The sequence below is a fragment of the Cruoricaptor ignavus genome (genome assembly GCF_014961145.1).
Classification (GTDB): domain Bacteria; phylum Bacteroidota; class Bacteroidia; order Flavobacteriales; family Weeksellaceae; genus Cruoricaptor; species Cruoricaptor ignavus.
On the sequence record NZ_CP063145.1, the window covers coordinates 1,621,879 to 1,645,610 of the forward strand.

17 protein-coding genes and 1 tRNA gene are annotated in these 23,732 nt (G+C 44.8%); 14 read left to right on the forward strand and 4 right to left on the reverse strand.

All coding sequences use genetic code 11. The features are described from left to right. Nucleotides 1–70: 70 nt before the first annotated feature. Both IMZ16_RS07845 and IMZ16_RS07850 read right to left on the reverse strand, forming a co-directional pair. Nucleotides 71–427: a helix-turn-helix domain-containing protein gene (locus IMZ16_RS07845; RefSeq protein ID WP_073180981.1), complete on the reverse strand. Its 357-nt coding sequence runs from the start codon at nucleotides 425–427 to the stop codon at nucleotides 71–73. Nucleotide 428: 1 nt separating this feature from the next. Further along, nucleotides 429–725, reverse strand: coding sequence for a type II toxin-antitoxin system HigB family toxin (locus tag IMZ16_RS07850; protein ID WP_193439590.1), 297 nt, complete (start codon nucleotides 723–725; stop codon nucleotides 429–431). A 64-nt stretch (nucleotides 726–789) separates the two neighbouring features. Here IMZ16_RS07850 and IMZ16_RS07855 point away from each other — a divergent pair, with 64 nt between their 5' ends. Genes IMZ16_RS07855 through IMZ16_RS10535 form a run of 3 tightly spaced genes read left to right on the forward strand, consistent with a single transcriptional unit; the run spans nucleotide 790 to nucleotide 6,629 of the window. Further along, the gene (locus tag IMZ16_RS07855; protein ID WP_073180985.1) at nucleotides 790–1,476 is read left to right on the forward strand and encodes a hypothetical protein; all 687 of its coding nucleotides are present in this window, start codon (nucleotides 790–792) and stop codon (nucleotides 1,474–1,476) included. Further along, on the forward strand, nucleotides 1,415–5,905 hold the full coding sequence (locus tag IMZ16_RS07860) for an N-6 DNA methylase (RefSeq protein ID WP_227411496.1): 4,491 nt from the start codon (nucleotides 1,415–1,417) through the stop codon (nucleotides 5,903–5,905). Before IMZ16_RS07855 ends, IMZ16_RS07860 begins: the two co-directional genes overlap by 62 nt. Further along, nucleotides 5,892–6,629, forward strand: a complete 738-nt coding sequence (locus IMZ16_RS10535; RefSeq protein ID WP_227411497.1) for a hypothetical protein — start codon at nucleotides 5,892–5,894, stop codon at nucleotides 6,627–6,629. The genes IMZ16_RS07860 and IMZ16_RS10535 overlap by 14 nt, the downstream gene beginning before the upstream one ends. An 83-nt stretch (nucleotides 6,630–6,712) precedes the next feature. Here IMZ16_RS10535 and IMZ16_RS07865 read toward each other — a convergent pair. Continuing rightward, nucleotides 6,713–6,784, reverse strand: a tRNA-Glu gene (locus tag IMZ16_RS07865). A gap of 9 nt (nucleotides 6,785–6,793) precedes the next feature. Beyond that, nucleotides 6,794–7,048 carry a 30S ribosomal protein S20 gene (rpsT, locus tag IMZ16_RS07870; protein ID WP_073178659.1) on the reverse strand — a complete coding sequence of 85 codons (255 nt, stop codon included), beginning with the start codon at nucleotides 7,046–7,048 and terminating at the stop codon, nucleotides 6,794–6,796. A gap of 181 nt (nucleotides 7,049–7,229) precedes the next feature. Between rpsT and IMZ16_RS07875 the strand changes: the two genes are divergently transcribed. The 11 genes from IMZ16_RS07875 to bamA all read left to right on the forward strand — a co-directional run bounded on the left by IMZ16_RS07875 (nucleotide 7,230) and on the right by bamA (nucleotide 23,729). After that, entirely contained in the window at nucleotides 7,230–8,951 is a 1,722-nt protein-coding gene (locus IMZ16_RS07875; protein ID WP_193439591.1) for a thiamine pyrophosphate-dependent enzyme, read from the forward strand. A gap of 131 nt (nucleotides 8,952–9,082) precedes the next feature. After that, nucleotides 9,083–11,644 carry a type I DNA topoisomerase gene (topA, locus tag IMZ16_RS07880; RefSeq protein ID WP_193439592.1) on the forward strand — a complete coding sequence of 854 codons (2,562 nt, stop codon included), beginning with the start codon at nucleotides 9,083–9,085 and terminating at the stop codon, nucleotides 11,642–11,644. Between the two features lie 6 nt (nucleotides 11,645–11,650). Beyond that, complete coding sequence (locus IMZ16_RS07885) at nucleotides 11,651–12,724, forward strand: arginase family protein (RefSeq protein WP_073178666.1); 1,074 nt, start codon at nucleotides 11,651–11,653, stop codon at nucleotides 12,722–12,724. 7 nt (nucleotides 12,725–12,731) lie between these two features. Further along, nucleotides 12,732–13,721, forward strand: coding sequence for a glycosyltransferase family 2 protein (locus IMZ16_RS07890; protein WP_193439593.1), 990 nt, complete (start codon nucleotides 12,732–12,734; stop codon nucleotides 13,719–13,721). A 1-nt stretch (nucleotide 13,722) separates the two neighbouring features. Continuing rightward, entirely contained in the window at nucleotides 13,723–14,847 is a 1,125-nt protein-coding gene (locus tag IMZ16_RS07895) for an EpsG family protein (RefSeq protein WP_193439594.1), read from the forward strand. 3 nt (nucleotides 14,848–14,850) lie between these two features. Continuing rightward, nucleotides 14,851–15,969, forward strand: a complete 1,119-nt coding sequence (locus IMZ16_RS07900; RefSeq protein WP_193439595.1) for a glycosyltransferase family 4 protein — start codon at nucleotides 14,851–14,853, stop codon at nucleotides 15,967–15,969. 23 nt (nucleotides 15,970–15,992) lie between these two features. Beyond that, nucleotides 15,993–16,811 (forward strand): polysaccharide biosynthesis/export family protein, encoded by an 819-nt coding sequence (locus IMZ16_RS07905; protein ID WP_193439596.1) that lies wholly within the window; start codon nucleotides 15,993–15,995, stop codon nucleotides 16,809–16,811. 3 nt (nucleotides 16,812–16,814) lie between these two features. Then, the gene (locus IMZ16_RS07910) at nucleotides 16,815–19,340 is read left to right on the forward strand and encodes an exopolysaccharide transport family protein (protein WP_193439597.1); all 2,526 of its coding nucleotides are present in this window, start codon (nucleotides 16,815–16,817) and stop codon (nucleotides 19,338–19,340) included. A gap of 119 nt (nucleotides 19,341–19,459) precedes the next feature. Next, nucleotides 19,460–20,380: a DUF6089 family protein gene (locus tag IMZ16_RS07915; protein ID WP_193439598.1), complete on the forward strand. Its 921-nt coding sequence runs from the start codon at nucleotides 19,460–19,462 to the stop codon at nucleotides 20,378–20,380. 13 nt (nucleotides 20,381–20,393) lie between these two features. Continuing rightward, entirely contained in the window at nucleotides 20,394–21,149 is a 756-nt protein-coding gene (gene uppS / locus IMZ16_RS07920) for a polyprenyl diphosphate synthase (protein WP_193439599.1), read from the forward strand. A gap of 21 nt (nucleotides 21,150–21,170) precedes the next feature. Then, a complete protein-coding gene (gene bamA, locus IMZ16_RS07925) occupies nucleotides 21,171–23,729 on the forward strand; it encodes an outer membrane protein assembly factor BamA (RefSeq protein WP_193439600.1) in 2,559 nt (852 codons plus the stop codon). Nucleotides 23,730–23,732 lie beyond the last annotated feature (3 nt).

The following is a 23,732-nucleotide window of genomic DNA, read 5'->3' on the forward strand; positions in this document are numbered from 1 at the left end:
CTTGTTGCAGTAGAGATGACAGAGGGCTGCTTGGTGTGTGGCAGCCTTTGTTGTCTTCTATTGTATGGTTTTATTGCAAGATGATATTTGCACTGATGTTCAGTTTTTTGTGGATGTTTTTAGCCACTTGTAAAGTCGGTTCGCTTTTCCCGGAAAGATATTCGCTAATACGTGGAGCAGACACGCCCAAAAGCTCAGCTAATTTAGCCTGTGTAAGGTTCATTTCATGCATCTTGAATTTAATCGTATCCACCAAAGAAGGTGTAGCAATAGGATAATGGATATTCTCATAAACTTCTACAGCATCAGACAAAAGCATTAATTCAATCATATTTTTATCTGTTGCAGGAGTTTGGTCGTCCACTATTTTAAGAAGTTCATCAATACGGGCCATAATTGCTTCATATTGGGTTTCATTTTTTATCATATCAAATGTTTTTTATGTCGTTAATTTTATCATAATCACTATGAGTGCCTACAAACCGGATATATACCTGTTGGACTGAAAAAAGAATAAGAGCCACGATACGGTAATGATTGCCTTTGATATTAAATACAAATCTTTGATTGCCTACACTATCTACGCTATTAAAATCCTTTTTAATGTCTGCAAAATTATTCCATTCAGCTGCTGATACTGTACTATACCAATGCTCTAAAGCCAATTTAGCATCAGCGTGATGAGTATAAAATAACACCAGCGATTTTTTTGATATGACCCTCACTTTTTAAAATCAATCGGATTAGTTATTACAAAATTAAAAATATTATTACAAAATACAAAACTTTATGAAAAATTATTTTAAGCTATTAATACTTACTCTATCCTTTATGACGATTCAGTCCTGCCATAAGAAAATACAGTCTGAGAAAGGTGGAATAGACCTCGTTTCCAATGTTTATTTTAATGCCTCTAAAGGTTTGGACAAAATGCAGAGCTTCCATCTATCGAAACTCAACTATTTTCAGAACCAGATGGTGGAAATAATTCCGGATTTGGAAGTTCAGGAGTTTAACAGGAAGGTCTATTATATCAAAGATTCTCTTTGTTTTCCTTTGGAAAATACAGAGGGCAGCAATATTATTTTTTCAGAGCTAAATAAACAGCAAAAAGCAGTTCTCGTATGGAATAAAAAAGAAGGCGCAATTTTTTCAAAAGAGCATATCCCCAACTACCAAAACAGGAGAAAACTCCCAGACACGCTCTTGTTCCGAAAAAACTATAAACGCTTTGAAATCAATTCACCCTGGACTTACAGTCGTTTTTACATTTATCCCACAGATACGATAATGCCGTACTCTCTTTACCGCCATGCCGAGGAAGATTACGGAGGAAGATTAGAGCGCATCGACTACTATAATAAAAAGACCGATGTATTTGTCAGCCTGCAACTGCTCCCAAGGAAGAATTGGGATGCTGCAGCTAAAGAACTTTTCGATTACAACCAATTCGTCAACAATAAAAACCGTGAGTAACAGCCTATATACCGGACTTCCAGTTAAAAATATCTCCATAACCGAGGGAGCCAAAAATGAACTCATCGTATTTCAGTCTGAAATAGACAAACAAGCTTTTTTAGAACTGCTCCGGTTGAATTCACAGACCAATAACAGGAGTATGGCGGTGTTGCATCAATTAGGAAATGCTGGCCAACTTACAAATCATTTCCGGTATTATGAAGGAAAGATATTTCTGTGCCTTTCCGGGGACCATTCGGGAAGATCAGCAACGCAAGAAATACTAAATGAGCTAAAAGATAAAAACATCAAAGATATCCGTCCTTTATATGGAATTGGAAAAGAACATCTGAGCCTCAATGATTATCTCAAAAAAAAGATTGAGAATCAAAATGAAAATCAAACCAAAAATTTTAATTTAGGCGAAATAAAAAACAATTCAGATGAACAACGAAATAACCCTGAATCCAAAAGAATTTCCAATTCTGAGCAATTGGAATCAGACACGGCTAAACAAAACCTTGGAGCAACTGAGCAGAACAGCCAATCCGGGCAAGACGGAAATCACACCGGAAGATATGCTTTGGTCAGCCAGGATGCTGGAAATGGACTTACAGGCGGAAATGAGCAGCGTTTGGGAGACGGAGGAAGAGGAAGATCCGATGACGGAACACAACAGAAAAATGATGCAGAAGGTGCGGAAAGAGAACATTCCGTGGGCGGAATCCTATCCGGGAGAACTCTATCCGATACAGGATTAAGAATTCCAGCATCAGACTTATCTGAAATTGAAAACTTAGAGAAACGCATTGCCCAATACAAAGGTCAAAAAGTCAGCAATGAGCAAATCTCTGAGATTGTAAATCTTGTTACCACTGTTGGAGATGGTCAAAAAATCCATTTAAAACATCACTTAGCATCTCACGAAGACCTCAAGGATATTTGTTCTCGGTATAAAAGTGGCGGCACGGCAAAAGAAGGTCGTGGTATTTTAGATGAATACTACACGGATGCTAAAATTGTTGATGCTGTTCGAAACCTTATCAAAAACAGAGTACATGCCCAAAATGAAATCTTTGTTTTAGAGCCAAGTGTAGGCACTGGCAATTTTCTCTATGCTGCTAAAGATTTAGGTATTAAAGCCAATATAACCGCCTTTGAAATCAACGAAACAACGGCAAAGATTGCAAAAATACTCCACCCGGAAGCTAATATTCATCTTCGTTCCTTTGAAACTGAGTTTATCGACGATAGAGGGCATAAAAAAGACTTTAGCCAAAAATACGATTTGATTATTGGTAATCCACCTTATGGCGACCATAGAGGTTATTACAAAGGTTTGGGAGAAGAGCCCAAACTCTCCAAATACGAAGATTATTTCGTCAAGCGGTCCCTGGATGTTCTTAAACGGGATGGTATCCTTGCTATGGTGCTGCCTTCGGGCTGGTTGAACCGCCAGACTAAACTTAAAGAAGCAGAGCTTATCGATGCCCTTCGGCTACCTTCAGGAGTATTTCAAGGGACGCAGGTGGGCACAGATATTATCATTCTTAAAAAGAATACGCATAAAATTTCGGAGGATATTTCCGGATATTTTGAAAAACATCCCGAACATATTTTAGGGGAAATCCGTGAAAAAACCAATCGCTTTGGAAGACCGGAGCAGTATGTGCATGGCAGTTTGGAAGAAGCCTTGCAAAAGATAGTTCATCTTCAAAATAAAAAAGAAACGCTTCGGATAGGCAATTTGTTTGAAGACTTTTTTAATCAGGATCCATTTCCTAAACAAAATACGGAATCCAAAGAAGCCATCATTAATTTAGAGGAAAAATCGGGCGCATCAATAGAAGAAAAGGCACTTAATGAAGCAAAGGAAAATATTAAAAATGCCTTATCAAAACTGGGAGAAATCAAGTTTAAAAGCCCGGCCGTAGAATCTGAAATATCTAAATATGAAAACCTATTAAAGGATATTACTAAAACGCCTGAAAAGTTTGATTCAGAAAGCCTGTCGGAGATTAATGAAAAGGCAGAAAAAATCATTAAAAAACAAAGCGAGCGAAATACAGAATATCGGGTTCAAACGCAACCCGAAATAAAAAAAGGAATTTTAAAATACCATTTCAAAAAGCCGGATGCTATTGTAGAAACAGCACTTCAAAATAGTTCGGAGCTTACACATGAGCAGATAGCAGCATTCCGGGATACGGAATATGACGGAACGCTCAATAATCACGGAAAACATTACCAATTTGCCAATTATCACGACGGCAAATGGATGCACGATTTCTATTACGCCGAAGGAAATATCTACGCCAAATTAGAGCAACTGGAAAAAGACTTCGCAGACAAATTTTCGGTAGGTGGAATGGAGAACCAATACGAAAAACAGAAAGTACTTTTACAAAGTGTTTTGCCGAAACCTAAAAACTTAGACCAAATTTTTATGAGTCCCAACCACGAGTTTGTCCATAACTTCATTATTGGAGAAAAGGAAAGAGAGCAGTGGAATGCGGACAGCCAAAAAATGGAAATCATTAAAGAGCCTAAAAGCCTTGCGGATGAATTCAAAAGTTTTGTCGGCAAACTTAGCAGCGAAGCCTTTGCAGGTTCATCCTACTGGGAAGTTTGGAGTTTTGTAGACAATGAAAATGTAACCGGGAGCGACAAAGAACGAAACGCCCTTATTCGGGAGAGAAGAAAAGCTGCTGCCAATGATTTGTTCCAAAAGTTTTTGAGAGAAGAATTATCTGAAGACCTTAGAGAGCGATATGTAAAAGAATTTAACAGAAACTACAATAACATCTATGTTCCAGATTATTCCAAATTTCCATTGTTTTCAAAGATTTATCAAAATTTTAAAGGAAAACCACTCACACTAACCGAAGTTCAAAAAGCAGGAATAGGCAGGCAAACGACTAAGGGTGTCGGGCTTTTGGCTCACGAAGTCGGGTTTGGGAAAACCCTATCCGGAATTCTGTCTATGCACGAAGCCATGGAAAGAGGTAATGCCAAGCGACCGCTTATTGTGGTTCCGAATGAAAGTATCCTCAAGCAATGGATAGAAACCATTTTTGAGACCATTCCTGATGCTAAAGTGAATATTTTAGGCAATCTTGGAAAAGATTATGACCTTTCTAAATTTGACAATAAAGACGGAGAAATTACTATTGTTAATTATGAAGGCTTTAATAATATAGGCTTCAAAGAAGATATTACACAGCGTTTGGCTTCCACCTTTTCGTATATTTCAGAGAGTGAACTTAAAAGTGTCAATTCCATTAGCGAGAGAGATTTTCAAAAGGAACTTGAAAAGGAAAAAGAACTCGTTGGAAAAATGAAACGCGGAAAAATCTACGATTGGGAAGATTTTGGGTTTGACCATCTTACTTATGATGAAGTCCATAATGCTAACCACATCGTTGGTAAAGTAAGAATAGAAGATCGCCGTTTTGCGTCTGACTTTAGAAGTCAAAACCAGCAGACTTCAAAATTGGGAATCAATACCTGGATGGCAGCACAATATATTCAGGAGCAAAATGATGGCAGAAATGTAACACTTCTATCCGCTACACCATTTACCAATAAACCATTGGAGTATTATTCTATTTTATCACTCATTGCCAACAAACGATTGGAGGAATCAGGTTATTTTAATGTGAATACCTTTTTTGAAACCTTTATGGAGGCGGATAACGATATGGAAATTGATGCCAAAGGCGATGTGAAATTCAAAGCCAATGTAAGACGCTTTAAAAATAATTCCCTGTTCCAGCAACTGCTTTCAGAATTTATTGATATCAAAGGCGAGGAAGACAATCCTGAACTGAAACGCCCCAATAAAATCAACAAGGAATATAAAATTGAGCAAAATGATTTGACCAAAGAGCAATATGAGATGCTCAATGAGAATTTTGAGGAAACACAAAAGGGTGCCATTTTAACGCATATCCTCAATGCCAGATTGATTGCAATTTCGCCGTATCTATCTCCGTATTATGAAGATGAAGAACCGTCGTTGGAAGAGTTTATCGAAAACTCTCCAAAACTCAAACAGACGATGGATTTAATACGGCAGAATAAAAAAGACATCCCTAATTCAGGACAAATCATCTATTCTGAATTAGCAGTTTCAGAATTTCCAAAACTGAAAGAATACTTAGTGCAGAAAATAGGATACCAACCTGAAGAAATCGGAATCATCACAGGAGCAACCACCAAATCCAACCGATTAAAAATACAAGAGAATTTTAATGAAGGGAAAATAAAAGTGGTTATTGGAAGTGAAGCCATTCAGGAAGGAATGAACTTACAGAAAAATACCACTGATGTTTATATGCTTTCTTTACCCTATAATTTTACCTCATTGCGACAAGTAGAGGGTAGGGCATGGCGACAAGGCAACCAAAATGAGAATGTCCGCATTAATTTTTATGCTGACCAATGATAGCATTGATGTCTTTATGCTTCAAAAATTGCAATCCAAACAAGCCCGATATTTAGAAGCGATGAAGAAAGGAGCTGATGTGTTGGATATTTCTGATATTAGTACACAGGAACTTAAGACCGCTATTATTACCAGCCCGGAAACAAGAGCCAATATCGAGATTGAATTACTGAAAAAGAGAATTGAAAATCAAAAAAGCAGGTATGTCGCAGACAATGCTTTTATCCTTAGAAAGCATCAAGATTTTTTGAAAATTCAGGAGGGAGTAACCAAAGCCCAGAACGACTACAACCGTATTTTGAGCTATTCTAATGATGGAAGTGCAAATTCAGATTATTGGAAAAATCAACTTTCATTCTATCAGAAAAATATTGATGCTGCTAAACAAATGGTAGAGGAAAAAATTAGTGAGTTGGCAGGCAAGGGCGTCAATGTAGAGGAAATTGAAAAGCAGACCAAGTCCACCGATGAAAAGATTGAGGCCTTAGAAAAAGAATTAGAAAAACTCCCGGAAGTTAAGGCTAAATTGGTATCCAAATATACCGAGGAAAAACAGAAACAACTACTGGAAAATCAAAAATTGGATTATGTAAAAGAGCGGGCTGATGAGAATGCAAAATTGTTTGGTGCAGTTCCATCTTTTGAAGAAGAAAAGCTGGGAATCGCAGAAATTGAATTGGCGGAGGAAGTTGAGAATAAGGTAAGTTTTTCGAGGAGAAGGTAAATTGTAAAAAAATAAAAACAGGGACTTAATAGTCCCTATTTTAGTCCCTAACCTTGTAATCTATTGATTTATAGCGTTGTTTGTAGCCCGTAGGGGAATCGAACCCCTCTTGCAAGAATGAAAATCTTGAGTCCTAACCGATAGACGAACGGGCCATTTGCTAATTAAGCAAGTTTGTTTACATGCTTGCTCAGCTTGCTCTTTAGGTTGGCAGCCTTGTTTTTGTGGATGATGTTTTTCTTAGCCAGCTTGTCAAGAAGCGACATTACTTTCGGCAATTGTTCCTGCGCTACAGCTTTATCCTCCTCAAGGCGGAGCTTCTTCATCGCAGTTCTCGCCGTTTTGTGATAGTATCTGTTGCGAAGTCTTTTTGCTTCGTTCTGTCTGATTCTTTTAAGTGCTGATTTATGATTTGCCATTATCTTCTCTCAAATGTGCGTGCAAAGATACAGCTATTTTTTAAACCTGCAAATTTTCTTGATAAAAATCTCCAAAAAATTTTTTTATGATTTTTTTGGCAAAACTTAGCAAGAAATTTGTTGCGTTAAAGGCGTGCAAATTTATGACTTTCCATGATATTATAATATAAAATCATTAAAAATGAATGTTTCTGACCAACTAGTCTTGATGCTGAAAGATGCCGGAGTAAAACGCATTTATGCTATTACCGGTGACAGTTTGAACCCTGTGAATGATGCCATCCGCAGAGATGGGGAAATAGAATGGATCCATGTACGGCACGAGGAAGCCGCGGCATATGCTGCGTCTATGGATGCGGAGCTGCACGGCATCGGCTGCTGTATGGGAAGCTCCGGCCCGGGGCATGTACACCTTGTAAATGGCTTGTACGATGCCAACCGCGCAGGTAATCCCGTTATTGCTATCGCCAGCACGGTGCCTACAGGGAAGGTGGGTACGGATTATTTCCAAGAAACCTTCCCGCAATTTCTGTTCGAAGGCTGCAGTAAATACAACCAGGCGGCCAATACTCCGCAGCAGTTCGTCACTATGCTTCAGCAGGCGATCCAGGTGGCGAAGAACGAGCGCGGCGTGGCGGTGGTATCCCTGCCGGGGGATGTGGCGGCTGCCTCGTACGATGAGGTGGTGACCTCCGAGCATACCTACCACCCCAAACCGCTGTACCGCCCTCAGGATAGCGAACTCGCAGAGCTGGCAGCCATTTTAAACCAAAATGAAAAAATCGCCATATACGCCGGGTATGGCGCCAAAGATGCCGTGGGAGAGGTAGAGGCGCTTGTGGAAAAACTGCAGGCTCCATTGTCCTTCTCCTTCCGCGGGAAAATCTTCTTCGATAAAACCGAGAGCAAATACACCTGCGGTATGAACGGCCTTCTCGGCAACCCGGGAGGCTTTAAATCCCTGCACGATGCAGATGTGGTGCTTATGCTCGGTACCGATTTTCCTTATGCCGAGTTCGTCCCCCAGGATAATATTTTAATCCAGATTGATGCCAAGCCATCCCAAATTGGCCGCAGGGGCAAGGTGGACCACGGCTATGCTGGGGACATCAAAGATACAATCGCCGCTCTGCTGCCTTTGCTTCAGCCGAAGGACGACTACAGCTTTGCAGAAAAATATCATAAAGAATATGTAAGGGAGCACGCCCATCACCGAGACAAAGTGAATAAGCAGACTAAAACAGACCACATCCATCCGGAAGCGGTAGCTGTGCTGCTAGACGATATGGCAGATGAGGATGCCATCTTCACCGTAGATGTAGGAATGACCTGCGTATGGGCGGCGAGGCTGCTCTCCCCGAAAAAGGGAAGATATATGACGAGCTCTATGAACCACGGCTCCATGGCGAGTGCGCTCCCGCAGGCTATCGGGGCTGCAGCATCTACAAAAAACAGGCAGGTCATCGCACTCTGCGGCGATGGAGGTCTCTCTATGTCTCTCAGCGAGCTGGCTACCGTGATGCAGTATCAGTATCCGGTAAAAATCGTCGTGTTTAACAACCGCTCCCTCGGTATGGTAAAGTTGGAGATGGAGGTGCAAGGCTTTGTAGACTGGCAGACGGATATGGTAAACCCGCCGTTTGAAAAAGTGGCAGAACTTTTCAACATAAAAGGCTACGCCGTACGCGAGAGGGGTGAGCTGGACAGTACTATGAAGGAATTCCTGGCACACCAAGGGCCGGCACTACTGCACATATACACCGATCCCGGTACCCTCGCTATGCCGCCGCAGGTGACATTTGATCAGGTAAAAGGCTTCGCGAAATCCGCCATCCGCAAGGTAGCCCTCGGCAGGTTCTCAGATGTCGGGGATATGGTAAAAGCAGGGCTCGACGCGCTATAAACATACATCGCTACATCAAAAAGCCGCCCCAATGCCGGGCGGTTTTTGTTTCTGTCTATAATATATTGACAAACTTCAATACAGTCTGTTTTGAAAAATCTTCTACTTTTGCAAAAATTTTCCAAGCCCTTATGCCTAAAAATTTAGTAATCGTAGAATCGCCGGCGAAAGCCAAAACCATCCAAAAATATCTCGGCAAAGATTTCGAAGTAAAATCAAGTTTCGGGCATATTCGCGATTTGCCGAAGAAAGGTATGGGTGTGGATTTGGCTACTTTCACGCCGAATTACGAAGTTTCTGCCGATAAGAAAAAAGTGGTTGCAGAGCTGAAGAACGCCGCCAAAAAAGCGGAAACCGTGTGGCTGGCTTCCGATGAAGACCGTGAAGGCGAGGCCATTGCCTGGCATCTTGCGCAGGAGCTGGATTTGGATGAGGATACCACGAAACGCATTGTGTTTCACGAAATTACGAAAAATGCCATCCAGAAAGCGATCGAAAGCCCACGGACTATCAACAAAAATTTGGTGGATGCCCAGCAGGCAAGAAGGGTGCTGGATAGAATCGTAGGCTTCGAAATGTCGCCGGTTCTTTGGCGAAAAGTAAAAACCGGGCTTTCCGCAGGAAGGGTGCAGAGCGTGGCCGTTCGGCTGATTGTGGAGAGAGAGCAGGAAATCCGCAGCTTTAAACCGAAGGCGTCCTTCAAAGTGGAAGGCGTATTTCTGAACGAAGGCAGGCAGGAAATTTCTGCAAAACTTAAAAAAGATTTTTCAAAGGAGGATGATGCGGAAGATTTCCTAAAACTGGCTAAGCAGTTGGAATTCAGCGTTTTAAATGTTGAGAAAAAGCCTGGCAAGCGCTCGCCTTCTGCACCGTTCACAACTTCTACGCTGCAGCAGGAGGCCGGAAACCGGCTTGGCTATGGCGTTACCACCACGATGCGTGTAGCCCAGCGGCTTTACGAGGAGGGCTACATCACCTATATGAGAACGGATTCCGTGAATCTTTCGCAGGAAGCAATTTCCGGTGCGAAGGCGCAAATTCTGGCGGAATACGGCGAGAAATATTCCAAGCCGAGAAATTTTAAGACAAAATCTGCATCGGCACAGGAGGCGCACGAAGCCATTCGCCCAACGGATTTTTCCGTGAAAAACATTGGCGACGCCCAGCTCAACAAGCTTTACCAACTCATATATAAAAGGACGCTGGCGTCACAAATGGCGGAAGCGGAAATCGAGAAAACGGTGATTGAGATCGGTAATGAAAATTTACCGCAACACTTTGAGGCTCAGGGAGAAGTAATTGTTTTCGATGGCTTCCTGAAGGCCTACGGCATCTTCAAAAATGAGGATGATGAGGATGCGGATGACAAGCTGCTGCCAAAAGTAAATAAGGGCGAAAAGCTGGACTACAAGAGAATTACAGCAACCGAGAAGTTCAGCAAGCCTGCTGCACGATACACTGAGCCAGGCCTTGTGAAAAAACTTGAGGAGCTGGGGATTGGCCGCCCTTCCACCTATGCGCCCACCATCCAAACCATTCAAAACAGAGGCTATGTAGAGAAGCCGGAAATCTTTCCACAGCAGCGCGAAATCCTGAAAATATCTCTGGAAAAAAATTCGGAAATCAGAAAGGAAATTTTGACGGAAAATTTCGGAGGCGATAAAAATAAATTTGTGCCTACTGATATTGGCGAAGTGGTGAATGAATTTCTCACGAATAATTTTACCGAAATCCTGGATTATGGTTTTACCGCAAGGGTTGAGGAGAATTTTGACGAAATTGCCAACGGTTCGGAACAATGGCGCGAGGTTTTGGGCGGGTTTTACGAGAAATTCCACCCGAAAATTACGGAAGTTCAGGAAAATGCTGACAGGGCAACCGGCGAAAGAATTCTGGGAAAAGACCCTAAAACCGGCAAAACCGTGCTGGCAAGAATCGGCAGGTATGGCCCGATGATTCAGATTGGTGAGACGGATGCTGAGGAAAAACCGGCGTTTGCTTCGCTGCTTCCAAATCAGAATATTGCCACGATTTCCCTGGATGAAGCCCTGGATTTGTTCAAGATACCATTTGATCTGCAAGATTTTGAAGGTCAACCAGTTAGCGTAGGTGTTGGTAGGTATGGCCCTTATGTAAAATGGGGGGATTCGTACATTTCTTTAGGGCGGGGCACCAACCCTTTCAGCGTGGATCAGGAAAAGGCCGAGGAAGTCATCCGCCAAAAAATCGAGGCGGATAAACCTGTGGCGTTTTATGATGGTGAGCCGGTGACCAAAGGTGTGGGAAGGTTTGGCCCGTTTTTGAAATTTAAGGATTTGTTTGTAAATGTGCCGAAAAAATATGATTTCGATAATTTGACTCAACAGGAAATTAATGAGCTGATTTCGGCGAAAATCGAGAAGGAGGCAAACCGCTACATTCAGAATTGGGAGGATGAAAAAATTGCGATTGAGAACGGAAGGTGGGGGCCTTTCATCCGTTTTGGAAAAAAAATGCTGAAAATTCCGAAGAACAGCAGCGGCGAAAAATACACCGCGCAAGAACTGAAAAGCATTCCGCTGGATGAAGTGAAAAACTGGATAAAAGCGCAGGATGATACGGCCTTCAAAGAAAAGAAGCCGGCCAAAAAAACTGCAGCAAAAAAGTCCCCTGCTAAAAAAGCTTCTCCCAAAAAACCTGCTGCAAAAAAATAACAGAATATGAATTTTTCTGATGTTTTAATACCGGCATCCGGAATCAGCGCGGAACAGTGGCAATTGGGATACAGAATCTCAAAGGAGCTGCATCCCGGCGGCGTGGCGCTTATCTTCGCTTCGGATTTCCGCGGCGCAGGGCTTGGCGGCGGGCTGTGCAACTTCTCCACCGTTCGGGAAAATCTCTACAGGCTCTCGTGCGCGGATTTCGAAATTCCCATCTCCGATCTGGGAGACCTCCGCACCGGGCAGTCCTCAGAAGATACGCATTACATCCTTCAGGAAGTGCTTCTCACCTGTATTCGCCAGAAAGCTCTGCCGGTGATCGTCGGCGGGTCGGAGGATTTGTCTTACCCGCTTTGCAAGGCAGTTTGCAGCATCAGGGAAGAAACTTCCTACACGCACATCAGCAGTAAGGTTTCACTTAAGGCAGAAGATGGGATGCTCTCCTCGGGAAATTTTTTTCACAGGATTCTGGGTGGTAAGGAGTTTTCGCTGAAGAATGTGCATTTGCTGGGGCTGCAGTCTTATCTGAACGATTGGGAGTCTGTGGCATTGCTTGCGGACATCGGTGTGGATGCCGTAAGGCTTTCGGAAATGGCGGGCAGCCCTGAACGCTGCGAGCCCTACTTCCGGCGTGCAGATCTGGTAACCATCAGCTGCGATGCCGTGGAGAGTTTTTGCGGAGAATTTTCCATCCATCCTCAGGTAAACGGGCTGGGCAGAAGGGAGGTCTGCGCCTATATGAAAGAGGCGGGGCTGAGCGAAAACCTGAAGGCTGCGGGCGTTTTCAATTTTAATTTCTTTTCGGAAAACACTCTGAATCATCAGCTCTTGGCGCAGATGATCTGGCATTTGATCGAAGGTATCAACATAAGGCGCACGCATCCTCAGGAGAAAAATTTCGAGACCTATTATGTGCTGGCCGGGGATAATGAATACGCCTTTCACAAGGAGGTTTTCTCCGGGCTGTGGTATTTCGGGAATTCCAGGGACGAGGGGCAGTGGCTGCCCTGCTCCCGGATGGATTTTGAGGATGCGAAGCGGGGATTTATAAAGCCGAAATTTTTGGAAAAATAAAACCTTTATGAAAAAAGTTTCCGTGATTGTCCCGGTTTACAATACCGAAAGGTATTTGAGAAAGTGCCTGGAATCCCTTGTCAATCAGACGATTGACAGTATCGAAATCATCGTGGTGAATGATGGCAGCCAGGATGATTCGCAGGAAATCATTGATGATTTTGCGGGAAGGTTTCCTGAGAAAATTCTGGCTTTCAAAAAGGAAAACGGAGGGCTGAGCGATGCGCGGAATTTCGGTTTGGAAAAGGCTTCCGGCGAATTCATCGGTTTTGTGGATTCCGATGATTTGGTGGAGGAGGAAATGTTCGCGGAAATGTATGGGCTGGCGAAAAAGCACCAGGCGGAGATGGTGATTTGCAATCTGCAAAAAGTAAATGAAGCGGGAAAAGTGACGCAGAAGCTTACCCAAATCCCCAATATGCCGGAGAAAATAGAGCTGGGGGAAAACTTTTCCGTATTCTCGGACTTAAGCTATTTCGCGTGCAACAAACTTTTCCGCAGGGAGCTCTTCGAGGAAAGGAGGTTTAAAAAAGGCATTCATTTTGAGGATATCCAGCTGGTGCCACAGTTGTTGCTGGAATGCAAAGTTTTGGCGCAGACTCAGAATTATCATTACAGCTATTTTGAGCGTTCAGGTTCCATTACCAAAACACATAATGCTCGTGGGCTGGATATCCTTCGTGCGGTGGAAGATGTGGAGGAGGCTTTTCGCAGATCGGGATTCCGCGGCAGGCAGGCGGAGCTGAAGAATTTCCAGATCCTGGAGGGTGTTTATACCTATCTTGCCTATCTCGCCTTTGTGAAAGATGAGGTGCTTTACAGAAAGATGTCCGCACGGCTGAAGCTTTTTATGAAGCAAAGAAATATTAAGGTTTCAGAGGTTTTGAGGTACAGAAGGTTCGGAAAAAATTATCTTCTATCTTTGCCGCTGAGAAAGCAAGCTTATTATCTGCTCTATTTTCTGGGGCAGGAAAATCTTCTCAGAAAGATAGTGTAGTATGCAGATCTTACACCCGGTTTTTACGGTTTCCGTGCTGTTTATGATGGCCTTCAGCGTTATGGAAGGCTATCAGAACCAGTATAAAAACTATAAGGAAGCATGGTTTGTAATCATGGCGCTGATACTATTTTCGGGATTCCGGATGAATGCGGGGGCGGATTATGGCAGCTATACCACTATGTATCAGTATTACGGCCTTACGGCTACCTATCCACAGATATTGGAGGGTGCCACATTTAAGACCACCGATATTGAGGTAGAGTGGCTCTTCGTTTTGATAGGGAAGGTGTTTTTTGATTTGGGAATGCCTTTTCATTATTTCTCATTTTTCATAGCGATTATTTCCATTATTCCTAAATTTTACAGTTTTCAAAAGAATTCCGTATACCCGGCTCTATCCTGGTTGCTGTATATGTTCCCACAGTATTTTACCTCCGATGCGGGGCAGATACGGCAGGGCGTAGCCATGGGACTGGTATTTCTGTCCCTGGAGTTTATAAAGCAGCGCAGGCTGATTCCTTTTCTCATCGTCATCTACCTCTCTATGAGTTTCCATAAATCGTCTGTGATTTTCATCCCCGCCTATTGGTTTGTGCGGTATAATTTTAACAGCAGGTCTATTCTTACCGTCATTCTGATCTGTATGGCGCTTTCGCCTCTGAAACTTTTCAATTATATGGGCTTCCTCAACAGTGTGGCACCGGAGGAAATTTATGCCGGCTATACGGATTATATTGCGCTTCAGCACAGTAGGGGCGGTGTGATGTTTACGGACCTGCTCTGCCTGCTGTATACCTACTTTCTTGTAATGTACGACAAGCAGGCGTGTGCCAAAATACCATACTACGAATATGGGCGAAACCTTACCGTTGCGGGTATTTGTATTTACTTCATTATGCGCGGCAGCCCTATCTTCTCTTCCAGGCTTACCTCGATATATCTGGTCTTCAGCGCGATAGCTTTGCCAAACGCGGTAGCCGCTGTAGGCAATCTTCAGATGCGCAGATATCTGTATACAACTTTGCTGGCTTTTGTGGTATTCTATTATTTCGTTTATGCAGAAATGCAGGCAGATAAGGCGAACTACACGCCGGGCAGCTATCGTAATTTCATTTGGAGTTAAAAAATGCAAAGCTTAGATATACTTCTGGAGAGTGGCGGTATGGAGGCTTTTATAATAAAGCTTTTAATATCCGTGCTTTCCTCGTTTTTGATCAGTTTTTACACTATCCCCACCATCATAAAGATTTCCCGGCGGAAAAACCTTATGGATGAACCGGGGCTGCGCAGCTCCCATGTGAGGAAGATCCCCAACCTGGGGGGCATCGCCATAGTGTATGCGATATGCATCAGCGGGAGTATATTTGCCTTCGAGCTTTTCCATAGCTTTAAATTTCTTTTTGCTTCCATCATCATACTTCTTTTCATTGGGGTGATGGATGATATCGTGGTAATGCGCGCCTACAAGAAACTGATAGCTCAGCTTGTGGTTTCCGCGCTGATAGTATTGGGGTCAGGTGTGCGGATCAGGAGTTTTTTCGGGCTTTTCGGGGTGTATGAGCTCCCGTACCTGCTAAGCGTATTTTTCTCGGTCGCCGTCTTTGTGGCGATAATTAATGCCTTTAACCTGATAGACGGGATAGATGGACTTTCAGGCTCCTATGCCGTTCTGTGCTGCCTTTTCTTCGGCATAAGTTTTTTCCGTTTAGGGCAGCCGCTTTTCCCGCTGGTTATTTTTTGTACTGTAATTATTGGCGCGGTTTCCGCATTCCTGTACTATAACCTCTCCAACCGGCGCTCCAAAAAGATATTTATGGGGGATACGGGCTCTATGGTTTTGGGCTTTTTACTTGCCTTTACCGCTGTAAATTTCATTGATATTTTCATAAAGAAAGACCTGCCCGGCACGCCAAATTACCACCTTCAGACAGCGCCTGTAATAGCAGTAGCCATCCTTATTCTTCCAATTATCGATACCCTCACCGTGATGCTCAAGAGGCTGAGGGAGGGCAAGGGGCTGTTCGAGCCGGATAGAAACCACATCCACCACAAAATGCTCAGGCTGGGCTTTACGCACCGCCGCTCCACATTCTACATCATTTTATATTACCTTTTGATAGTTGGGCTTACCTATTTGCTGCGGCATATGAATGTGAATTTGCTTCTGATGATAATACTTGCTTTAGGTTTCATTGGAGCTTACCTGCCAGAGATAGCTTTAAAGCTGAGAAAAAAAAATTCTTAATTTTGCTAAATTTTTAAAACCAGATGAGAAAGTTTTTCCTCATTGCCATATTTTCCATACTTGCCACTTCGTGCATCACGCAGCGCGAGGTACGGTATTTTCAGCCAAGCGAAAGCCTGCAGATCAACGAGGAGGGGCTGATTCCATACAATTACCAGCCTTACAGGATCACGAAAAACGACATTTTAAATCTCCATATCGTTACTACGCCGAAAGGCGATGCAGCGCAGTTTTACTCCGATCTGAATACAAAGGCGCCTACCGGTACCGGAAATGTCTCAGGAGAAAGCACCAACGCACGACAGTATTATAATGGCCTGAAGGTAGATTTCAACGGGGATATCCATGTGTTCGGCATCGGATATATCAAGGCTGAAGGGCGCACCCTGCAGGAGGTAAGCCAGGAAATCCAGGAGAGAGTAGATGAGAATTTCTTGGAAGGCAAATCCGAAGTACGCCTCACCACAGACGGCATTACCTATTACATCCTTGGCGATGTGGAAACTACAGGGCTCACCGGCGCTAAAAAGTCTTACAAAAATACACTGAATCTTTCGGAAGCGCTGGCGACAGAGGGCGGACTAAACAGGAGCGTGGACCGTAAGAACATAGTGATCCACCGCAAATATCCGGAGGGCATAAAAATAGTCCATCTGGATCTTACGCGGGAGGACGCGATGAATTCCCCCTACTACTGGCTACAGAACGGGGATGAAATCTACCTCAGCACACGCGGTAAAAACCTGAACGGATTCGGTGCTACCCCTATGCAGACTCTTACGCAAGGTGTATCTATATTAACTACTTTAATGTCCATCTACCTCATTCTTGACAGGCTTTAATATATGATACCAGATAAAATCGGCAATACAAACGCCGCTACGGGCGATGCAGCGCAGGAGAATGAGAGAGTAGGGAGTTTCCCGCTTTTTGATGTACGGCATTTCCTCCGCAGAATTATAAAAAACTGGTACTGGTTCGTGCTGATGGGCGTGCTCGGATACCTTATCTCCCAATATTACAGCCGCTATTACGCGCAGAGGATTTATGCATCCAGCCTTTCGCTCAGTATCTCCAACACTACTGCCAGCTACTTCACGCCGAATCAGTCCATCAACTTTATTTGGGGGCAAAATTCCAACCGGGATGGTGTTTTTTTAAAGAAAATGCTCCTCTCGCGCAGCCATAATGAGTATCTGGTAAAGGAGCTGGATCTTTTCTACAACTATACCACAAAAGGGACCCTGAAATCCACCTATCTCGACTGGTCGGATTCCCCCGTAAACATAGAAATAGATAAAAGCCACCTGCAGCAGACGGGCTACCCCATCACCCTAAAACCGGCGGGCGACGGGAAGTACCGGGTGGAACTGCCAAAAGAAGGACACTCTACCAGGCTCTACAGCTACCTTACAGAATCGTTTGTAAGCGTACCCGCCTACGGGCAGCCTCAGAGCAAAGTTCTGAGAATAGGGCAGTGGTACGAAAGCCCCAATTTGAAATTCAGGCTGGTAAATAATCCTCTGCCCGAAGCAAAAACAATGTCGCTCGATAATGTGATTGTCACCCTTTCCACGGTGAACGATGCCGTGAACGAAATAGTGCGGAATATCAGTGTAGATTTCGACAAGGAGCTACCGAGCGTAATGATTATCACAAAAAAGGGATACAACCTCAACGGTACGGTAAACTTCCTAAATACCACGGTGGAAAAACTGATAGAAAAAAGAGCTATCGATAAGGGGGTGGTAGATGAAAACACCAATAAATACATCGAGGAAAATCTGGTAATCGCACGCAGGCGGCTGGACAGCGCCGCGAGTGTAATGAACGACTTACGCGTGAACGAGCGCCTTTTTGATATCAACAACAAAGACCAGAAAATGTTGGAGGAAATCAACTCTCTGGAGAAGCAGAAGGCGGAGCTCCTCAACCAAATCTCGGCGCTGAACAATATTACCAGAACCTTAAACCGGGCGGATTTTGATAACATCATCGCTCAGGAAGCCGCGGGGATAAGCGATGCGAAGATCTCATTCTCCGTAGATGAGCTAAAGGAACTTTATAAAAAACGCCGAGAAATGGCGACTATCTACACCCCGCAGTCTGAACCGATGCGCGAAATCAACCGGCTGATTGCAGAGGCGCGAGGGAAATCTACGGGGACGCTTCGGAATTATAACGATAGCTTCGTCAGGCAGCTGAACGACATTAACGCAAAAATCCGCAATGCGGAAAGTGTGCTGAACAACTTCCCGGAGAAAGAAAGAAAGTACCTGGACGCAGAGCGCGGCTACAAGATGATTGAAGCAAGCTACAACAGCCTGCTCAACAGGCAGAACGAAACACAGCTGAGGGTGGCGGGGGCAAAGAGCGATCTCGTGATAATAGACCCGGCGAAGAATCTCAGCCAGGGCCCCATCGCTCCGGATATCAAGAAGACTCAGAATATGATCATGGGAGGCCTGCTCTTCCTCCCCCTACTCTTCATCGGTGCGGCGGAGCTTCTGGATAACAGGGTTCGACGCCCTAAAGAGGTGATGGCAGCCACGAAAATTCCGCTGCTGGGAATCATCGGCAGGAATAATCATGAAAACAATCTCTCGGTAATAGAGCAGCCCAAATCCAATGTAGCAGAAGCTTTCCGGGGCGTGCGTGCCAATATGAGCTTCCTCTACACGGACGACGGTAAAAGTAAGGTGATACTTGTAACCTCCTCCACCAGCGGAGAGGGGAAGACTTACAACTCTATCAACATTGCTTCCGTGCTGGCGCTCAGCGGGAAAAAGACCATCCTGCTCGGCATGGATTTAAGAAAACCGAAAATCTTTGATGATTTCAAGGTTGATAAAAAGGTTGGGCTTTCCAACTACTTGTCCGGGGAGCTTTCCCTACACGATATCATTAAAACCACAAAAGTGCCCACGCTACATTTGGCAACGGCAGGGCCCATCCCGCCAAATCCTTCCGAACTGCTGATGAGCGAAAGAAACAGAGAACTCATCGGCGAACTCAGAAATCTCTATGATTTCATTATAATCGACTCGCCGCCGGTGGGCCTCGTGGCAGACTCTTTTGAGCTGATGAAATATTCTGACGCCAATATCTACATCGTACGCCATGAATATACTGAAAAGTATATGCTAAAAATGATAGCAGAAAAATATCAGAAAAAAGAAGTGGAACACATAGGCTTGATTTACAATGATTTCATAAATCCGAAAGGCTACGGTTATGGCTACGGTTATGGCTACGGCTACGGCTACGGCTATGGCTATGGCTATGGTTATTTCGACGAAGATAAAAACTTCAAGGAGCCTTGGTACATCCGCGTGCGCAACAAGGTTCAAAACCTTACCAGCCGGAAGTAGATTAAAGGCCGCCACACCCCAGAGGCGGTTTTTGTTTTTTTTTAATATTTTCACCCGCCTTTTAACAGCTTATTATGATAAACGCTAAGGATATTTTGTTTTATATTTGCACATTGTAAATGAAAGCACCGGGCATTCTTTTCCGAATATTTTGCTGCATCACCCTGTTCATCGGCATCAGGCTGGGGGCGCAGCGCAACTATGTGGGCGTACGCGCAGGGATGGCGAATCTCGTGGGCGATGTCGGCCGTACCGCGTTTCTTTTCCAAAAACCAATGAATGTGTCCGAATTCGGGCTGCCGGTGCAGTTTGAGCTGAGCTATGGAAAAAACTTCAACCCTTACCAAACCCTCCGGGCGGATTTCTCGATATCGCATGTTCAGTTCAGCGACCTTAGGTCAAAAGAAGATTACCGCCATATGCGCGGCGCCGGCGGCACCAACACCGTTTATGCACTGGATGTAATGTTTGAATACAACTTCCTCCCGGTAAACCTTGAGGACGATAGAGTGCTGAGCCCTTATATTTTCGGCGGGCTGGGCCCGATGGCTTATTCCAACAAGAGGGTGACGATAAAAGAAGCTAATAGCAGGCTTAAAGAGGGGAGAATCGTCTCAACAATTGTTGCGGAAGATGAGCTTTTTAAAGATTTCAAGCTTTCAATACCATTCGGGGCAGGGCTTAGGTATAAGTTTAATATGAACTGGGCTATCACCGGGGAGCTGAAATTTCGGTATACCAATAGCGACAGTGTAGATTACAGCAGGTTGTCCGGCAAGAACATTCACCTGAAAAGCATACGCCGAGAGGAAGGAAACCCAACCGATGCCTCTGTTTTGAGACAGCCTCAGGGCAACAATTTGATCTATGACCACGCCAAGCTGGGGAATAAATTTTCTCACGATGAAATTTATAACGCCCTGGAAGCTCAAAAAAACAAGTACATATCGGAGGAAAATTTTGGCAACCTCCACGATAAAGACTGGATAAACGCCATCACGCTCGGCATCACCTACTATTTCGGTTGGCCGCATTATTAATTTTTTAGTTTGAATGGCTCCGACATATAAAAATCTTATCAGTTCCGAAAAACTGCCGCGGCATGTCGCCATCATTATGGACGGCAACGGCCGTTGGGCAAGATCCAAGGGGGAGGAGCGCACCTTCGGCCACAGGAGCGCCATAGATGCCGTGCGCAACGCTATTAACGCCTGCAACGAGGTCGGGATACCTTACCTTACCCTTTATACCTTCTCCACGGAAAACTGGCAACGCCCTGCGGATGAGGTGGATACGCTGATGAGCCTCCTCTCGGAAACCCTCCTTTACGAGGCGGATCATATGTTCAGCAAGGGCTTGAAGCTGCATACCATCGGCGATATCAGCAGGCTGCCCGCGCAGGTGCAGGAGCATATCGAAAGCATTAAGAATTATACCAAAAATGGCACCCGAGGGAACCTGATTCTCGCCCTGAACTACGGTGCCCAGAGGGAAATCCTGAATGCAGTGCAGGAAATCTCCGCCAAGGTAAAATCCGGGGAGATCTCGCCTGGGAACATTGATGAAGAAGTCTTCGCGGCGCATCTTTACACAAAAGATTTTCCGCCGGTGGATCTGCTCATCCGCACCAGCGGGGAAGTCCGCGTCAGCAATTTTTTGCTTTGGCAAATCGCCTATGCAGAAATGCAGTTCCTCGATGTTCTCTGGCCGGATTTTACGAAGGAAGATTTTTTTAAGTGCATTGTGGATTACCAGTCAAAAGAAAGACGGTTCGGGAAAACCAGCGAGCAGCTGAACGGTACCGTTTAAAATAAAGAAGAAGATAAAAAGATGAGACTAAAGTTCTTGCCGGTATTGCTGTTTGCGGCATCTGCGCATTTCTATGCGCAGGAAGTGCCTATGCAGGGCGCCGCCACTGCTGCAGTGGAGCAGCGCGTTATGGAGCCGGGGACCTACATTTTGAAAGACATCGTGGTGGATGGCGCGAAACGCTACAGTGCTGCGCAGATCCTCCGCTTTACGGGGCTTAATAAAAACGAAGAAGTAGAAATCCCGGGCATAAAAATCAGCAACGCGATAAAAAAACTCTGGGCTACGGAATACTTTTCCGAAGTGCAGGTATTCGTGCAGAGTGCTGAAGGGAATCAGGTGGTGCTGAGATTTAATCTCCAGGATCTGAAGGAACTGGGCGATGTGAAAGTAACGGGCAAAGGCATCAGCAAATCGAAAGGGGAAAAAATTGCCAAGGATAATAACCTGACCCCGGGGACTAAGATTACCAATAATTTAGTCACCTCTGTAAAGCACAAAATCCCGCAGGAATATGTGAAGAAAGGCTTCGCCGATGCGCGGGTACTCATCCACGACAAGCCGAATGCAGGCGACCCGAACCTGGTGGACTGGACAATAGAGGTGGAGAGAGGGAAGCGCGTGAAGATTGCCAGCATAGATTTCGAGGGAAATGAAAATTTCAGCGATAAAAAACTCCGCCAGAAGGGGTTTAAAGACACAAAGCAGAAAGGGCTGAGCTTCCGGAGAATATTCAAGCCGTCCAGATTCATTGAAGATAAATATGAAGCCGATAAAAAGAAACTCATCAGTTTCTACCAATCTGAAGGGTATCGGGATGCGCGCATCATTTCCGATTCTGTGAGTCGGAACGCCAACAATCAGTATGAAATCAATGTAAAACTGAACGAGGGGCAGAAGTATTACATCGGCGACATCACTTTCTCGGGGAATGTCACCTATACCACGGAGGTCCTCCAGAAGATTCTGGGCTATAAAACCGGCGATGTGTACGATGCGGTAGGCTTTAACAAAAAAGTGGGAGAGGATGGCGGAAAAGAAGATGATTCGGACATAAAGTCCCTTTACCTGAACAATGGTTTCCTTTTCGCCAGCGTAATCCCGGTGGAAAAGTCCGTGGAAGGGGATAAGGTGAATCTTGAAATCAGAATTACCGAAGGCGAAAAGGCCACCTGGAACCGCGTAACCTGGTCGGGAAATACGGTGACGCATGACCATGTTATCAACCGCTCCATCTACACCCGCCCGGGCAATCTTTTCTCCAAGCAGGACATTAAACGGACCTACTACACGCTTGCGGGGATGCAGTACTTCGATCCTCAGCAAATCGGGCAGGACATCAAGCCAAATCCGCAGGACAATACCGTGGATATCCACTGGTCTCTTGTGGAAAAAGGATCCTCGCAGGTGCAGCTCCAGGCGGGCTACGGCGGGGGCTCGTTTATCGGTACGCTGGGGCTGACTTTCAATAACTTCTCCCTGAGCAATTTCCTTAAATTTAAAGACTTTAAGCCGGTGCCGCAGGGTGACGGACAGACTTTCTCCATACAGGCGCAGGCTGGGCAGTATTTCCAGAACTATGGTATTTCTTTTACAGAACCTTGGCTTTACGGGAAAAGGCCTACCGCGCTCTCTATAAGTACCAACTACTCTCGGGTGAGGTACCCTGCATCTTGGGATAGTACGAACCATATGCCTATGAAGCTGCAGATATTCAATGTCTCTGCCGGGCTGAACAATCAGCTTTCCTGGCCGGATAACTGGTTCTCCGTGTACACAGGTCTGCAGTACCAAAACTATAATTTCCAGAATTACGGTTTTATGTTCGGGGATACCAGGGAGTACAACGGGAATACCAACAACTTCTCTATCAACCTCGGCATCAGCCGGAATTCTGCCGGCTTCGACCCTATCTTCCCTACCCAGGGTTCCAACTTTGATCTTTCATTGAAGTTTACCCCGCCGTATTCTCTGTTTGAAAATAAAGATTACTCAGCAATGCCGCCGGTGGAGAAGTACAGATGGATGGAGTTTTACAAAGTGAAATTCCGCGCGGAAACTTTCAATACCATCGTGGGTAAGCTCGTCCTCCGTAGCTATGCGGATATGGGCTTTATGTCGGGCTATAATGAAAAGCTTGGCGCCCCGCCTTTCGAGAGATTCTATATGGGTGGTACCGCGCTCTACAACGGCCGCTACGACGGGCGCGAGCTCATCCCCCTCCGCGGCTACGAAAACGCCTCCGAGAACGGCTACAGCAGCGCGGCAACCTATGACATCACGCCATATGGCGGCGGTACCATTTACAACCGGTTTGTTGGCGAGCTCCGCTACCCGATTTCTCTGAACAATACCGCCAAAATCTTCGGGCTTGGTTTTGTGGAAGGCGGGAATGTCTGGAATAAATGGAGCAACTACAATCCATTCCAGCTGAAGCGCTCCGCAGGCTTTGGCGTGCGGGTGTATATGGGGGCCTTCGGCCTCATCGGTTTCGATTTTGCATACGGATTCGATAAGGCGCTAGGCACTCAGGAAGCTTCCGGATGGAAAACTCACTTCCTGATGAATCAGTCACTTTAAATT

What these genes read in the sequence shown, in the direction of transcription:
- IMZ16_RS07845 (WP_073180981.1), bottom strand. Translation starts at nt 427, where the DNA reads ATGATAAAAAATGAAACCCAATATGAAGCAATTATGGCCCGTATTGAT.
- IMZ16_RS07855 (WP_073180985.1), top strand. Translation starts at nt 790, where the DNA reads ATGAAAAATTATTTTAAGCTATTAATACTTACTCTATCCTTTATGACG.
- IMZ16_RS07860 (WP_227411496.1), top strand. Translation starts at nt 1,415, where the DNA reads ATGCTGCAGCTAAAGAACTTTTCGATTACAACCAATTCGTCAACAATA.
- IMZ16_RS10535 (WP_227411497.1), top strand. Translation starts at nt 5,892, where the DNA reads ATGCTGACCAATGATAGCATTGATGTCTTTATGCTTCAAAAATTGCAA.
- rpsT (WP_073178659.1), bottom strand. Translation starts at nt 7,048, where the DNA reads ATGGCAAATCATAAATCAGCACTTAAAAGAATCAGACAGAACGAAGCA.
- IMZ16_RS07875 (WP_193439591.1), top strand. Translation starts at nt 7,230, where the DNA reads ATGAATGTTTCTGACCAACTAGTCTTGATGCTGAAAGATGCCGGAGTA.
- topA (WP_193439592.1), top strand. Translation starts at nt 9,083, where the DNA reads ATGCCTAAAAATTTAGTAATCGTAGAATCGCCGGCGAAAGCCAAAACC.
- IMZ16_RS07885 (WP_073178666.1), top strand. Translation starts at nt 11,651, where the DNA reads ATGAATTTTTCTGATGTTTTAATACCGGCATCCGGAATCAGCGCGGAA.
- IMZ16_RS07890 (WP_193439593.1), top strand. Translation starts at nt 12,732, where the DNA reads ATGAAAAAAGTTTCCGTGATTGTCCCGGTTTACAATACCGAAAGGTAT.
- IMZ16_RS07895 (WP_193439594.1), top strand. Translation starts at nt 13,723, where the DNA reads ATGCAGATCTTACACCCGGTTTTTACGGTTTCCGTGCTGTTTATGATG.
- IMZ16_RS07900 (WP_193439595.1), top strand. Translation starts at nt 14,851, where the DNA reads ATGCAAAGCTTAGATATACTTCTGGAGAGTGGCGGTATGGAGGCTTTT.
- IMZ16_RS07905 (WP_193439596.1), top strand. Translation starts at nt 15,993, where the DNA reads ATGAGAAAGTTTTTCCTCATTGCCATATTTTCCATACTTGCCACTTCG.
- IMZ16_RS07910 (WP_193439597.1), top strand. Translation starts at nt 16,815, where the DNA reads ATGATACCAGATAAAATCGGCAATACAAACGCCGCTACGGGCGATGCA.
- IMZ16_RS07915 (WP_193439598.1), top strand. Translation starts at nt 19,460, where the DNA reads ATGAAAGCACCGGGCATTCTTTTCCGAATATTTTGCTGCATCACCCTG.
- uppS (WP_193439599.1), top strand. Translation starts at nt 20,394, where the DNA reads ATGGCTCCGACATATAAAAATCTTATCAGTTCCGAAAAACTGCCGCGG.
- bamA (WP_193439600.1), top strand. Translation starts at nt 21,171, where the DNA reads ATGAGACTAAAGTTCTTGCCGGTATTGCTGTTTGCGGCATCTGCGCAT.